The sequence below is a fragment of the Bacteroides sp. GD17 genome (genome assembly GCF_038448625.1).
Taxonomy (GTDB): domain Bacteria; phylum Bacteroidota; class Bacteroidia; order Bacteroidales; family Bacteroidaceae; genus Bacteroides.
On sequence record NZ_JBCEZS010000008.1, the window covers coordinates 40,558 to 53,314 of the forward strand.

26 protein-coding genes are annotated in these 12,757 nt (G+C 40.1%); all 26 read right to left on the minus strand.

What is annotated here, in order from left to right:
• Window positions 1-2: 2 nt before the first annotated feature.
• The 26 genes from AAE250_RS13860 to rplW all read right to left on the minus strand — a co-directional run bounded on the left by AAE250_RS13860 (window position 3) and on the right by rplW (window position 12,744).
• A complete protein-coding gene (locus tag AAE250_RS13860) occupies window positions 3-995 on the minus strand; it encodes a DNA-directed RNA polymerase subunit alpha (RefSeq protein WP_342289055.1) in 993 nt (330 codons plus the stop codon).
• An 11-nt stretch (window positions 996-1,006) separates the two neighbouring features.
• On the minus strand, window positions 1,007-1,612 hold the full coding sequence (gene rpsD, locus AAE250_RS13865; RefSeq protein ID WP_342289056.1) for a 30S ribosomal protein S4: 606 nt from the start codon (window positions 1,610-1,612) through the stop codon (window positions 1,007-1,009).
• Between the two features lie 116 nt (window positions 1,613-1,728).
• Window positions 1,729-2,118, minus strand: coding sequence for a 30S ribosomal protein S11 (gene rpsK / locus AAE250_RS13870; protein ID WP_002558049.1), 390 nt, complete (start codon window positions 2,116-2,118; stop codon window positions 1,729-1,731).
• An 11-nt stretch (window positions 2,119-2,129) separates the two neighbouring features.
• Window positions 2,130-2,510, minus strand: coding sequence for a 30S ribosomal protein S13 (rpsM, locus tag AAE250_RS13875; protein ID WP_004291218.1), 381 nt, complete (start codon window positions 2,508-2,510; stop codon window positions 2,130-2,132).
• Between the two features lie 34 nt (window positions 2,511-2,544).
• Window positions 2,545-2,661 carry a type B 50S ribosomal protein L36 gene (gene ykgO, locus AAE250_RS13880; RefSeq protein WP_002558051.1) on the minus strand — a complete coding sequence of 39 codons (117 nt, stop codon included), beginning with the start codon at window positions 2,659-2,661 and terminating at the stop codon, window positions 2,545-2,547.
• A gap of 8 nt (window positions 2,662-2,669) precedes the next feature.
• Entirely contained in the window at window positions 2,670-2,888 is a 219-nt protein-coding gene (gene infA, locus AAE250_RS13885) for a translation initiation factor IF-1 (protein ID WP_002558052.1), read from the minus strand.
• Window positions 2,889-2,897: 9 nt separating this feature from the next.
• Window positions 2,898-3,698, minus strand: coding sequence for a type I methionyl aminopeptidase (map, locus tag AAE250_RS13890; protein ID WP_294601855.1), 801 nt, complete (start codon window positions 3,696-3,698; stop codon window positions 2,898-2,900).
• A 13-nt stretch (window positions 3,699-3,711) separates the two neighbouring features.
• Complete coding sequence (gene secY / locus AAE250_RS13895) at window positions 3,712-5,055, minus strand: preprotein translocase subunit SecY (protein ID WP_294601856.1); 1,344 nt, start codon at window positions 5,053-5,055, stop codon at window positions 3,712-3,714.
• A gap of 4 nt (window positions 5,056-5,059) precedes the next feature.
• The gene (gene rplO / locus AAE250_RS13900; protein ID WP_005825692.1) at window positions 5,060-5,506 is read right to left on the minus strand and encodes a 50S ribosomal protein L15; all 447 of its coding nucleotides are present in this window, start codon (window positions 5,504-5,506) and stop codon (window positions 5,060-5,062) included.
• Window positions 5,507-5,536: 30 nt separating this feature from the next.
• The gene (gene rpmD / locus AAE250_RS13905) at window positions 5,537-5,713 is read right to left on the minus strand and encodes a 50S ribosomal protein L30 (protein WP_294601860.1); all 177 of its coding nucleotides are present in this window, start codon (window positions 5,711-5,713) and stop codon (window positions 5,537-5,539) included.
• Window positions 5,714-5,724: 11 nt separating this feature from the next.
• Entirely contained in the window at window positions 5,725-6,243 is a 519-nt protein-coding gene (rpsE, locus tag AAE250_RS13910) for a 30S ribosomal protein S5 (RefSeq protein WP_005656517.1), read from the minus strand.
• 5 nt (window positions 6,244-6,248) lie between these two features.
• A complete protein-coding gene (rplR, locus tag AAE250_RS13915) occupies window positions 6,249-6,593 on the minus strand; it encodes a 50S ribosomal protein L18 (RefSeq protein ID WP_294601864.1) in 345 nt (114 codons plus the stop codon).
• Window positions 6,594-6,613: 20 nt separating this feature from the next.
• Window positions 6,614-7,183 (minus strand): 50S ribosomal protein L6, encoded by a 570-nt coding sequence (gene rplF, locus AAE250_RS13920; RefSeq protein WP_294601866.1) that lies wholly within the window; start codon window positions 7,181-7,183, stop codon window positions 6,614-6,616.
• A gap of 18 nt (window positions 7,184-7,201) precedes the next feature.
• Complete coding sequence (rpsH, locus tag AAE250_RS13925; protein WP_004291226.1) at window positions 7,202-7,597, minus strand: 30S ribosomal protein S8; 396 nt, start codon at window positions 7,595-7,597, stop codon at window positions 7,202-7,204.
• Between the two features lie 54 nt (window positions 7,598-7,651).
• On the minus strand, window positions 7,652-7,951 hold the full coding sequence (gene rpsN, locus AAE250_RS13930) for a 30S ribosomal protein S14 (RefSeq protein WP_294601869.1): 300 nt from the start codon (window positions 7,949-7,951) through the stop codon (window positions 7,652-7,654).
• Window positions 7,952-7,955: 4 nt separating this feature from the next.
• Window positions 7,956-8,513 (minus strand): 50S ribosomal protein L5, encoded by a 558-nt coding sequence (gene rplE, locus AAE250_RS13935; RefSeq protein WP_294601871.1) that lies wholly within the window; start codon window positions 8,511-8,513, stop codon window positions 7,956-7,958.
• Window positions 8,513-8,833 carry a 50S ribosomal protein L24 gene (rplX, locus tag AAE250_RS13940; protein WP_294601873.1) on the minus strand — a complete coding sequence of 107 codons (321 nt, stop codon included), beginning with the start codon at window positions 8,831-8,833 and terminating at the stop codon, window positions 8,513-8,515. Before rplX ends, rplE begins: the two co-directional genes overlap by 1 nt.
• Before the next feature lie 20 nt (window positions 8,834-8,853).
• Window positions 8,854-9,219 carry a 50S ribosomal protein L14 gene (gene rplN / locus AAE250_RS13945; protein ID WP_004296340.1) on the minus strand — a complete coding sequence of 122 codons (366 nt, stop codon included), beginning with the start codon at window positions 9,217-9,219 and terminating at the stop codon, window positions 8,854-8,856.
• 2 nt (window positions 9,220-9,221) lie between these two features.
• The gene (rpsQ, locus tag AAE250_RS13950; protein ID WP_005825701.1) at window positions 9,222-9,491 is read right to left on the minus strand and encodes a 30S ribosomal protein S17; all 270 of its coding nucleotides are present in this window, start codon (window positions 9,489-9,491) and stop codon (window positions 9,222-9,224) included.
• Window positions 9,488-9,685 carry a 50S ribosomal protein L29 gene (rpmC, locus tag AAE250_RS13955; RefSeq protein ID WP_294601874.1) on the minus strand — a complete coding sequence of 66 codons (198 nt, stop codon included), beginning with the start codon at window positions 9,683-9,685 and terminating at the stop codon, window positions 9,488-9,490. Before rpmC ends, rpsQ begins: the two co-directional genes overlap by 4 nt.
• Window positions 9,686-9,690: 5 nt before the next feature.
• Complete coding sequence (rplP, locus tag AAE250_RS13960; RefSeq protein ID WP_004291234.1) at window positions 9,691-10,125, minus strand: 50S ribosomal protein L16; 435 nt, start codon at window positions 10,123-10,125, stop codon at window positions 9,691-9,693.
• A 21-nt stretch (window positions 10,126-10,146) separates the two neighbouring features.
• Complete coding sequence (gene rpsC / locus AAE250_RS13965) at window positions 10,147-10,878, minus strand: 30S ribosomal protein S3 (protein ID WP_005656540.1); 732 nt, start codon at window positions 10,876-10,878, stop codon at window positions 10,147-10,149.
• 5 nt (window positions 10,879-10,883) lie between these two features.
• Window positions 10,884-11,294, minus strand: a complete 411-nt coding sequence (rplV, locus tag AAE250_RS13970; RefSeq protein ID WP_004291236.1) for a 50S ribosomal protein L22 — start codon at window positions 11,292-11,294, stop codon at window positions 10,884-10,886.
• A 36-nt stretch (window positions 11,295-11,330) separates the two neighbouring features.
• On the minus strand, window positions 11,331-11,600 hold the full coding sequence (rpsS, locus tag AAE250_RS13975) for a 30S ribosomal protein S19 (RefSeq protein ID WP_342289057.1): 270 nt from the start codon (window positions 11,598-11,600) through the stop codon (window positions 11,331-11,333).
• 20 nt (window positions 11,601-11,620) lie between these two features.
• On the minus strand, window positions 11,621-12,445 hold the full coding sequence (rplB, locus tag AAE250_RS13980) for a 50S ribosomal protein L2 (RefSeq protein WP_342289058.1): 825 nt from the start codon (window positions 12,443-12,445) through the stop codon (window positions 11,621-11,623).
• A 5-nt stretch (window positions 12,446-12,450) separates the two neighbouring features.
• Entirely contained in the window at window positions 12,451-12,744 is a 294-nt protein-coding gene (rplW, locus tag AAE250_RS13985) for a 50S ribosomal protein L23 (RefSeq protein WP_342289059.1), read from the minus strand.
• Between the last annotated feature and the right edge of the window lie 13 nt (window positions 12,745-12,757).

Sequence of the window (12,757 nt, forward strand, 5' to 3'; positions counted from 1 at the left end):
TTTTATTCTTTATCTAATTTATATTTAGAAATATCGGTTCCAAACGACAGATTCAGACTTTCCAGCAAATCATCAAGCTCGGTAAGCGATTTCTTTCCGAAGTTTCTGAACTTCAGCAAATCCGTCTTGTTGAACTGTACCAGGTCGCCAAGAGTCTCTACATCAGCAGCCTTCAAACAGTTGAGGGCGCGCACTGAGAGATCCATATCAACAAGCTTGGTCTTCAGCAACTGACGCATGTGCAATACTTCTTCATCAAACTCTTCATTGCCGTCAACGTCGTTGTTCTCCAACGTAATCTTCTCATCAGAGAAGAGCATGAAGTGATAAATCAGAATTTTCGCAGCTTCTTTCAGAGCTTCTTTCGGATGTATGGAACCATCGGTACTAATCTCAAGTACCAGTTTCTCGTAGTCAGTCTTCTGTTCTACACGGAAGTTTTCTACCTGATACTTCACATTACGTATCGGGGTATAAATAGAATCGATAGGAATTACGTTCACATCGGTGCAATATTCGCGGTTTTCGTCAGCAGGAACATAACCACGACCTTTGTTGATCGTAATATCGATCTGCATAGTAGCCTTTGAATCTAAATGACAAATAACTAATTCAGGATTTAACACTTCAAATCCAGTCAAATACTTACCTATGTCACCTGCTTTAAATTCACTTGAATTCTCGACTGTAATAGTTACTTTCTCACTCTCGAATTCTTCAACTACTTGCTTGAATCTCACCTGTTTCAGATTCAAGATAATGTTAGTAACATCCTCTTTTACTCCCGGTACACTGGAAAACTCATGCTCAACACCGTCTATCTTGATAGTGGTGATAGCAAAACCTTCCAATGACGAAAGCAGGATGCGGCGCAGTGCATTACCCACGGTAATACCGAAACCGGGCTCCAACGGACGAAATTCGAATTTTCCGAATCTAGAATCCGCTTCCAACATTAATACTTTATCAGGTTTTTGAAATGCTAATATCGCCATGAAATTAATTATTATTTAGAATACAATTCTACGATCAAATGCTCTTTAATGTTTTCAGGAATGTCTGCTCTTTCAGGTACGTGCAGCAATTTGCCAACCTTAGAGTTATCATCCCATTCCAACCAAGGATACTTGCTGTGGTTAAAACCAGCCAATGAGTTAGCGATAACTTCCAAAGATTTGGATCTTTCGCGAACACCAATCACTTGACCCGGTTTCACTGCATACGAAGGAACATTCACAACTTCGCCATCTACAGTAATATGCTTATGGCTCACCAACTGACGAGCAGCTGCACGAGTAGGAGCAATTCCCAAACGGAATACGATGTTATCAAGACGACCTTCCAGCAATTGAAGAAGAATTTCACCGGTAATACCTTTAGCGGTTTCTGCCTTCTCAAACAAATTACGGAATTGTTTCTCTAAAACTCCATAGGTGTATTTGGCCTTCTGTTTCTCACGAAGTTGAACACCATATTCAGAAGTTTTTCTCTTTCTTGAATTTCCATGCTGTCCGGGAGGATAGTTCTTCTTTGACAATACTTTATCTGCTCCAAAGATTCCTTCACCGAACTTACGGGCTATTCTTGATTTTGGTCCAGTATATCTAGCCATTTCTTTTAAATATTTAATTGTTTATTCATGAACTCAATTTGTTGCAGCCGCGATTGTAGAGAGAAATTTTACAATCCAAAAACAAAATCAAGTATCATTTTTATTAAAGGTAAATCTTAAACTCTACGTCTTTTCGGAGGACGACAACCATTATGTGGGAGCGGAGTTACGTCAATGATCTCAGTAACTTCAATACCTGCACCGTGGATAGTTCTAATAGCAGACTCACGTCCGTTACCTGGACCCTTCACATATGCTTTTACCTTTCTCAAGCCAAGATCGTATGCTATTTTTGCACAATCCTGGGCAGCCATCTGTGCTGCATAAGGAGTGTTCTTCTTAGAACCTCTGAATCCCATTTTTCCGGCTGAAGACCAAGAGATAATCTGACCTTCACTATTTGCCAGAGAAACAATAATGTTGTTGAAAGATGAATGAACATGCAACTGTCCATTAGCATCTACCTTTACATTTCTCTTTTTTGCTGCAACTGTTTTTTTTGCCATATCAACAATTATTATTTAGTAGCTTTTTTCTTATTAGCAACGGTTTTCTTTCTACCCTTACGAGTACGAGCGTTATTCTTTGTACTCTGGCCTCTTACAGGAAGACCGATACGGTGACGAACACCACGGTAGCAACCGATATCCATCAAACGCTTAATGTTCAATTGAACTTCAGAGCGAAGATCACCTTCAACTTTATACTCTGCACCAATGATCTCACGAATCTTGGCAGCCTGATCATCCGTCCAGTCTTTTACTTTCAGGTCTCTGTCAACACCTGCTTTATCCAAAATCTTTGCTGAACTACTACGACCTATACCATATACATAGGTCAACGCAACTTCACCTCTTTTGTTCTGAGGCAAATCGACACCAACTATTCTTATAGCCATATACTAAATTATTTTTTTTGCAAAAATAATAATATTATCCTTGACGTTGTTTATACTTAGGATTTTTCTTGTTAATAACATACAAACGGCCATTACGTCTAACGATCTTACACTCTGGCGTACGTTTCTTTAAGGATGCTCTTACTTTCATATCTTAATTTATTTATATCTAAATACAATTCTTCCTTTCGATAAATCGTAAGGAGACATTTCGACTCTTACTTTATCCCCTGGCAGGATCTTGATGTAATGCATCCGCATCTTACCGGAAATATGTGCAGTAATCTCATGTCCGTTTTCTAATTCAACACGAAACATTGCATTAGACAATGCTTCAACTATAACTCCATCTTGTTCTATTGCAGATTGCTTTGCCATATTAATTTCTTAAATTGCTTTATCTCCTAATACTTCTTCAATGAATTTGAAAGATGACAATATATCAGCTTCACCAGTTCCGACTGCTATCGTGTGCTCAAAATGAGCTGCACACTTGCGGTCTTTAGTTCTGACTGTCCAGCCATCACGCTCCATTACTATTTGTCGGCTACCCAAGGTTATCATCGGTTCAATTGCAATGCAAAGACCCTTTTTCAATAACGTTCCATAACCACGTTTACCGTAATTAGGGACTTGAGGATCCTCATGCATTTCTTTACCGATACCATGACCAACAAACTCACGCACCACACCATAAGAATTAGACTCGCAATGTTGCTGTATCGCATAACCGATATCGCCTAACCGCTTGCCGTGAACGGCATTCTGTATTCCTATATATAATGCTTCTTTAGTAACCTTCAGTAATTTACGAACTTCCTCATCAACTTCACCCACACAAAATGTATAAGCTGAATCACCACAAAAGCCATTCATGTAAGTACCACAATCAACCGACACAATATCACCATCTTTCAGTACTACATCATCTCCTGGAATACCATGTACTACCTGCTCATTCACAGATGTACAAACAGAAGCTGGAAATGGATTACCATATTGGTTTGGAAAACCCTTAAAAGTAGGAACAGCACCATTATCTCTAATGAACTCTTCCGCAACCTTATCCAGCTCTTTTGTAGTTACCCCCGGCTTTATCACCTTAGCTATTTCAGCTAACGTTCTTCCAACAAGTAAATTACTCTTGCGGAGCAGCTCTATTTCATCTTCTGTTTTAAGAAATATCATTCTTCAAAAAAGATTAATATGCAGCTACATTGCCAGTACGACCCTTAATACGTCCAGATTTCAGCAGACCGTCATAGTGTCTCATCAACAAATGACTTTCAACCTGTTGGAGTGTATCAAGAACCACACCTACAAGAATTAACAAAGATGTACCGCCGAAGAATTGAGCAAACTCAGCTTTCACACCAAATATTCCTGCAAATGCAGGCATAATAGCAACCAAGGCCAAGAAGAAAGAACCCGGCAAAGTAATACGTGACATAATAACATCAATATACTCGGCAGTCTTCTTTCCCGGTTTGATGCCCGGAATGAAACCGTTGTTTCTTTTCATATCCTCAGCCATCTGAGTCGGATTAATGGTAATTGCAGTATAGAAATACGTGAACAGTATGATCAACACTGCAAAAATAAAGTTATACCAAAAACTTGTATGATCGGTCAATGCACGTACAAAGCCGCTTGCATTGCCTACATTAGAGAATCCTACAAGAGTAATGGGGATAAACATGATCGCCTGAGCAAAAATGATAGGCATCACATTAGCAGCATTAACTTTCAAAGGAATATATTGTCTGGCACCGCCATATTGCTTGTTACCCACAATCTTTTTGGCATATTGTACAGGGATCTTTCTGGTACCTTGTACCAAAAGGATAGCAAATGCAATAACAACCAACAAGACTACGAGTTCAATCAAGAACATAACCAAACCACCGGTCTTATCCGTCATACGGGAAATCAATTCCTGGAACAGAGACTGCGGCAAACGGGCAATGATACCAATCATAATGATCAAAGAGATACCGTTACCAATTCCTTTGTCTGTAATCCTCTCACCAAGCCACAAAATAAACATACTTCCAGCCGCCAAAATAATGGTAGAAGTAAACATAAACAGAGTCCAATCTAATGAAGCATTTAAAGAAGGACCAGCCTGCATTTTAAGATTGAGCAAATAAGAAGGAGCCTGAACCAAAAGAATAAGAATCGTCAGATAACGCGTATATTGATTCATTTTTCTTCTGCCACTCTCACCCTCGCGCTGCAACTTCTGGAAATACGGAACCGCAATACCCAGCAACTGAATTACGATGGAGGCAGAGATGTACGGCATAATACCCAATGCAAAGATAGATGCATTGGAGAATGCTCCTCCGGAAAACATGTTTAACAAGGCTAGAAGACCTTCGCTTGTTTGTTGATGCAACTGTGCTAGCATTGACGGGTTGATACCCGGCAATACGACATACGAACCGAAACGGTAAATTGCCACAAACAATATGGTAATGAGGATCCGTTGTCTCAGATCCTCAATTTTCCATATATTCTTTAATGTTTCAATAGCTTTTCTCATTGAATTAGAGTTTTACTACTTGTCCACCAGCAGCTTCGATGGCAGCAACAGCAGTCTTAGAGAATGCATGTGCTTGTACATCCAACTTAGCAGTCAAAGTTCCGTTACCTAATACTTTTACCAACTGGCTTGCAGAAATGAAACCAGCAGCAATGAAGTCACTGATACCTACAGTCTGCAAATTCTTAGCTTCAGCCAGTTTCTGAATTGTATCCAAGTTGATAGCTTTATATTCTACACGATTGATATTTTTAAAGCCAAACTTAGGAACACGACGTTGAAGAGGCATCTGACCACCTTCAAAACCGATTTTCTTAGAGTATCCAGATCTTGATTTAGCTCCTTTATGACCTCTAGTAGAAGTACCTCCCAAGCCAGAACCCGGACCACGTCCAATTCTCTTTCTTGTTTTAGTAGATCCTTCTGCAGGTTTTAAATTACTTAAGTTCATATTGTAATTCGTTTTATATTCAACAAATAATTACTTAACAATGGTAACCAAGTGTTTAACCTTATCCACCATTCCAAGAATTGAAGGAGTGCATTCGTGTTCAACCACACGATTCAACTTATGAAGTCCCAGTGCATCGAGAGTTCTCTTCTGATCAGCAGGAGCACCAATTCTACTTTTAGTTTGTTTAATCTTTATAGTCGACATATTATTCCTCCTTATCCTCTAAATACTTTTTCCATACTAACTCCTCTGTTCTGAGCAACCATACGAGCATCGCGCATTTCGCTCAACGCCAAGATAGTAGCCTTCACCAAGTTGTGCGGGTTAGAAGAACCTTTTGACTTAGCCAAAACGTCCGTTACACCAACACTTTCCAACACTGCGCGCATTGCACCACCAGCTACAACACCAGTACCGTGAGAAGCCGGCTTGATGAATACCTCGGCACCACCAAACTTAGCAGACTGTTCGTGGGGAACTGTACCTTTCAGTACAGGCACCTTCGTCAGGTTCTTCTTTGCAGATTCTACACCTTTGGCAATAGCAGCTGTTACTTCGCCGGCTTTACCAAGGCCCCAACCGATGATACCTTCTTCGTTACCTACTACCACAATAGCAGAGAAACTAAAAGTTCTACCACCTTTGGTTACTTTGGTTACACGATTAATAGCAACCAATCTGTCTTTCAGTTCTATATCGTTCGTAATCTTAACTCTATTATTAAGTCCTGCCATAATGATTAAAATTTAAGTCCACCGTTACGGGCAGCATCAGCTACCTCTTTTACTCTCCCATGATACAAGTAACCATTACGGTCGAAAACAACAGTAGTAATACCTGCTTCCTGAGCTTTTTTTGCAATCAGTTCACCTACCTTGACAGCTTGTTCCTTCTTCGGCATCTTTTCAGTCAGCCCTAAAGAAGAAGCGGCAGCCAATGTCTTACCAGACAAGTCGTCGATAATCTGAACATAGATTTGCTTATTACTTCTAAATACACTCATACGCGGGCATTCAGTAGTACCTGAAATTTTATTGCGTACTCTATATTTGATCTTAATTCGTCTTTCTATTTTTGTTGTCATAATAATATCAATTTAAATGATTATTTAGCACCGGCTGATTTACCAGACTTTCTACGAATTTCTTCGCCAACAAACTTAATACCCTTACCCTTATACGGTTCAGGCTTACGGAAAGAACGTATTTTAGAGCAAACTTGACCAAGCAATTGCTTATCGCAAGATTCCAAAATGATAAGAGGATTCTTATTTCTTTCAGACTTAGTCTCAACTTTCACTTCAGGAGGCAACTGTATAAAGATATTATGTGTATAACCTAAAGCCAGTTCAATGATATTTCCTTGGTTAGAAGCACGGTAACCTACACCGACGAGTTCCAACTCTTTCTTATATCCTTCTGATACACCAACAACCATGTTGTGAACCAATGAACGATACAAACCGTGAAATGCATGTTTTTGCTTGGGATTATCCAGCATTGCATTTTCATTCTCGGTCAGTACAACTTGACCATCTTCGATGGCAACATTGATAGCAGGATCTACATATTGGCTCATTTCGCCTTTGGGTCCCTTAACGGTAACCACGTCATCCTTTAGAGTAACTGTTACTCCAGCGGGAATACTAATGGGTAATTTTCCTATTCTTGACATTGCTAATTCCTCCTCCTATTAATATACATAACACAAAACTTCACCACCAATCTTCAGTTCAGCGGCTTCTTTGTTGGTCATTACACCCTTGGAAGTAGATATTATAGCAATACCCAAACCATTAATAACTCGCGGCATATCCTTGTAACCGGTATATTGACGCAAACCCGGAGAAGAAATTCTCTCCAGCTTCTTGATAGCGTTAACCTTATTTACCGGATCATACTTCAAGGCAACCTTAATTGTGCCTTGGGGACCATCTTCTACAAACTTATAATTAAGAATGTAGCCTTTTTCAAAAAGAATCTTAGTGATTTCTTTTTTCAAATTTGAAGCCGGAACTTCCACAACTCTGTGCTTCGCTTGAATAGCGTTCCGCAACCTCGTCAAATAATCTGCTATTGGATCAGTCATATAAAAATAAATTAAATTAATCAGGCCTACCCTGACAATATTTAAAAAACAAAATTACCAGCTTGCTTTCTTTACGCCGGGAATAAGACCGTTAGAGGCCATCTCACGGAACTGAATTCTGGAGACACCGAATTGACGGATATATCCTTTCGGACGACCAGTCAACTTACAACGGTTGTGCAGGCGAATCGGATTAGAGTTCTTAGGCAGGTCCTGCAATTTCTGTGCAGCTTCAAAAGCTTCAGCAGGATCACCGGTTCTAACGATTTGCTTCAATGCAGCTCTTTTCTCGGCATATTTGGCTACTAATTTAGCACGTCTTACTTCACGTGCTTTCATTGATTCCTTTGCCATATTATCAATCTTTTTTAGCGTTCTTAAACGGTAAACCAAATTCTTTCAACAAGGCATACCCTTCTTCATCTGTTTGCGCAGAGGTTACAAAGGTAATATTCATTCCGAGAATTCTGGTAATACTATCGATATTAATTTCAGGGAAAATGATTTGTTCCTGAATACCAAGGGTATAGTTACCCTTGCCATCGAACTTACTTTCAATACCTTTGAAGTCACGGATACGAGGCAGAGCCACACGAACCAACTTCTCGAGGAATTCGTACATTCTCTCACGACGCAAAGTTACCATAACGCCAATCGGCATTTTCTTACGCAACTTAAAGTTTGCGATATCTTTACGAGAAATGGTTGCTACGGCTTTCTGACCAGTGATAGCACTCATTTCATTAATTGCCACTTCGATAATCTTCTTATCAGCAACGGCCATACCTAAACCTTGATTGATAACAATCTTCTTAAGTACGGGTATCTGCATTGTAGAAGAATACTGGAACTGTGATTTCAATGCAGGCGCAATACGCTCTGCATATTCTTTCTTTAGGCTAGCAGTATTACTCATTACTTAATCTCCTCTCCTGATTTTTTAGAATAACGCACTAAAGTACCATCGGCACTTTCTTTTCTACCAACACGCGTTGCTTTACCAGTTTTTGGGTCAACCGGGTTCAAGTTTGACAAATGGATAGAAGCTTCCTGCTTCACGATGCCACCTTGCGGGTTCTTTGCATTCGGTTTTGTGCTCTTAGATACCATGTTGATACCTTCAACGATTGCACGACCTTCTTTCACAAGAACTTTCAATACACGACCAGTCTTACCCTTGTCTTCACCAGCATTTACGTAAACTGTATCGCCTTTTTTAATATGTAATTTACTCATTACTTAAATCTTTTACAAAATTAAAGTACTTCAGGAGCGAGTGAAACGACTTTCATGTTAGTAGCACGAAGTTCACGAGCTACCGGACCGAAAATACGACTACCTCTAATTTCACCTGCATTGTTCAACAACACGCAAGCATTATCATCAAAACGTATATAAGAACCATCGGGACGACGGATTTCTTTCTTAGTACGTACGATCAAAGCCTTAGACACTGCACCTTTTTTAACATCACTTGAAGGGATGACGCTCTTTACAGAAACTACAATCACGTCCCCTACAGAAGCATAGCGACGACCTGTACCGCCTAAAACGCGGATACAGAGAGCCTCTTTCGCTCCACTGTTGTCACATACTGTAAGTCTGGATTCTACTTGTATCATAATTACTTAGCTCTTTCAATTATTTCTACCAATCTCCATCTCTTAGTCTTGCTCAAAGGACGAGTTTCCATGATGTGTACAGTATCACCGATATTGCACTCATTCTTTTCATCATGAGCATGGTACTTTTTCGTCTTACTAACGAACTTACCATATATGGGGTGTTTTTCCTTAAACTTAGCCGCTACTGTAATGGTCTTGTCCATTTTATTGCTCAGCACAACCCCAGTTCTTTCTTTTCTTAAATTTCTTGCTTCCATCAAGCTCATCATTTATTGTTAAGTTCTCTTTGGCGCACTTCAGTTTTCATACGCGCAATAGTCCTGCGTAATTGTTTGATCTGAGCAGGATTATCCAAAGGAGAAATAGAATGATTTAAAACCATTTGGTTGTAATTAGCTACTTCTGCTTCTACTCTTTCTACCAAATCGTTGGTAGTCATCTCTTTAATTTCTGCTATTTTCATACTTCTTACGCATTTTGATTTTGAATATCATAATCACGTCTAACCACAAACTTCGTTGTGATAGGAAGCTTCTGTGCAGCTAAGCGCAAAGCTTCTTTTGCGATTTCATAAGATACTCCTTCAGCTTCGATAATAATTCTACCGGGTGTAACAGGAGCCACGAATCCTTCCGGAGCACCTTTACCTTTACCCATACGTACATCAGCAGGCTTTCTTGTAATGGGTTTATCCGGGAAAATACGAATCCAAATCTGTCCTTGACGTTGCATATATCTCGTTACTGCAATACGCGCAGCTTCAATCTGACGGCCTGTAATCCATTTCGTTTCCAAGGCCTTAATACCAAAAGAGCCGAAAGCCAGTTGGTTTCCTCTTTGGGCATTACCTTTTTGACGGCCTTTTTGTTGTCTTCTGAATTTTGTTTTTTTCGGTTGTAACATAATTCCTAAAAATCAAATTCGTTAGCGATTATTTTTCTTTCTTTTGAAGTTCTTTCCGCCATTGTTTCCGCTATTGCTTCCACGACCACTTTCTTTGCTTTGCGTAAAGTTCGGAGCCAATTCTCTCTTACCATAAACTTCACCTCTACAAATCCAAACTTTAATACCGAGAAGACCAACCTTTGTCAATGCTTCTGCATGACAGTAGTCGATATCTGCTCTGAAAGTGTGCAACGGAGTTCTTCCTTCCTTATACATTTCAGAACGGGCCATTTCTGCACCATTCAAACGTCCTGAAATCTGAATTTTGATACCTTCCGCACCCATACGCATTGTATTGGCGATAGCCATCTTGATGGCACGACGGTAGGCAATTTTACCTTCTACCTGGCGGGCGATGTTGTTAGCCACGATAACAGCATCCAGTTCAGGTCTTTTCACTTCGAAGATATTAATCTGAATATCCTTATCAGTGACCTTCTTCAACTCTTCTTTCAGTTTGTCAACTTCTTGGCCACCTTTACCGATAATGATACCCGGACGTGCAGTACAAACGGTAATAGTCACGAGTTTCAGTGTACGTTCGATTACAATTCTTGAAACGCTGGCTTTAGCAAGACGAGCATTCAAATATTTGCGAATCTTACTATCTTCCAACAGAGAATCGCCGTAATTCTTTCCACCATACCAATTGGAATCCCATCCTCTGATAATTCCCAAACGGTTGCTTATTGGATTAACTTTTTGTCCCATTTACCTTAATTTTGATCTTCGTTATTACTTTTAGAACCAACGAACAGCGTTACGTGGTTTGAACGTTTACGAATTCTGTAACCTCTACCCTGCGGAGCCGGTCTCATTCTTTTGAGTGTAGCACCACCATCAACAAAAATCTTGGTTACGAACAATTCACCGCTTTCAGCTTTACGTTCGTTTTTCTGCTCCCAGTTAGCAATTGCAGAGCGCAGCAACTTTTCTACTCTGGCAGCAGCCTCTTTAGAAGAGAACTTCAGTACGCCGAGCGCTCTGTTCACCTCCATCCCACGAATCATGTCAGCCACGAGACGCATTTTACGGGGGGAAGTAGGAACATTTTGCAATTTCGCAAAATACATGGTCTTAAGGGCTTCTTTTCTTTTTTCAGCCGATATTTTTTTTCTTGCTCCCATTATATTATTACTTTATTATTTCAGATAAATCCTGTTTTATTTTTTCTTGTTACCAGCGTGTCCTCTGAAAGTACGAGTTGGAGCGAATTCACCCAACTTGTGTCCTACCATATTTTCGGTAACATAAACAGGAATAAATTTATTTCCGTTGTGAACTGCAACCGTATGCCCTACAAAATCAGGCGAAATCATTGAAGCTCTGGCCCAGGTCTTAACTACCACTTTCTTGCCCGATTCATTCATGGCAAGCACTTTGTTCTCAAGCTTAACGTTAATATACGGACCTTTTTTTAATGAACGACTCATAATTTACTCAATTAATCAGATTACTTCTTTCTTCTCTCAATAATATACTTAGACGATTGTTTCTTCGGAGCTCTTGTCTTAAGACCCTTAGCATACAATCCCTTACGAGATCTCGGGTGTCCTCCTGAAGCACGTCCTTCACCACCACCCATCGGGTGATCAACCGGGTTCATAACAACACCACGGTTACGCGGACGACGTCCGAACCAACGAGAACGTCCAGCTTTACCTGAACTTTCCAATCCATGATCTGAGTTACCTACACTACCGATAGTAGCCTTACAAGTACTGAGGATCTGACGAACCTCACCAGAAGGCAACTTGATAACGCAGTATTTACCTTCTCTTGAAGTCAACTGAGCAAAATTACCAGCCGAACGAACCAAAGCAGCGCCTTGACCCGGACGTAATTCAATGTTGTGAATTACAGTACCGACCGGAATGTTCTGAAGCGGAAGCGCGTTTCCGATTTCCGGAGCAGCAGTTTCACCTGACATCAAAGTCGTACCAACTTGCAATCCATTGGGAGCAATAATATATCTCTTTTCTCCATCTGCATAAAACAACAGAGCGATGCGAGCCGAACGGTTCGGATCGTATTCGATTGTTTTAACCACTGCAGGCACACCGTCTTTATTTCTCTTGAAATCTACGATACGGATAATCTTCTTCTGACCGCCACCGATGTAGCGCATGGTCATCTTACCTGTGTTGTTACGACCACCTGAAGACTTCTTACCAAATACAAGAGACTTTTCTGGTACTCGTGCAGTAATCTCTTCGAAAGTACCAATAATTTTATGTCTTTGCCCCGGTGTTGTGGGCTTAAATTTACGTACTGCCATTTTTATTAAATATTGCTATAAAAATCAATAGTATCTCCTTCTTTCAACGTAACGATAGCTTTCTTGAACGCATTCGTACGTCCGTTGATGATACCAGCTCTCGTATAGCGGCTCTTGTTTTTGCCGGCATACTTCATTGTATTCACATCAACTACTGTAACGTTGTAAAGGGCTTCAACTTCCTTCTTAATTTCCAGTTTATTAGCTTCAGGACGCACGATAAAGCCGAAACGGTTGTTCGCCTTATCAGTAATTGCAGTCATTTTCTCTGTCACTAACGGTTTAATAATAATTCCCATTATTTAAGCCTCC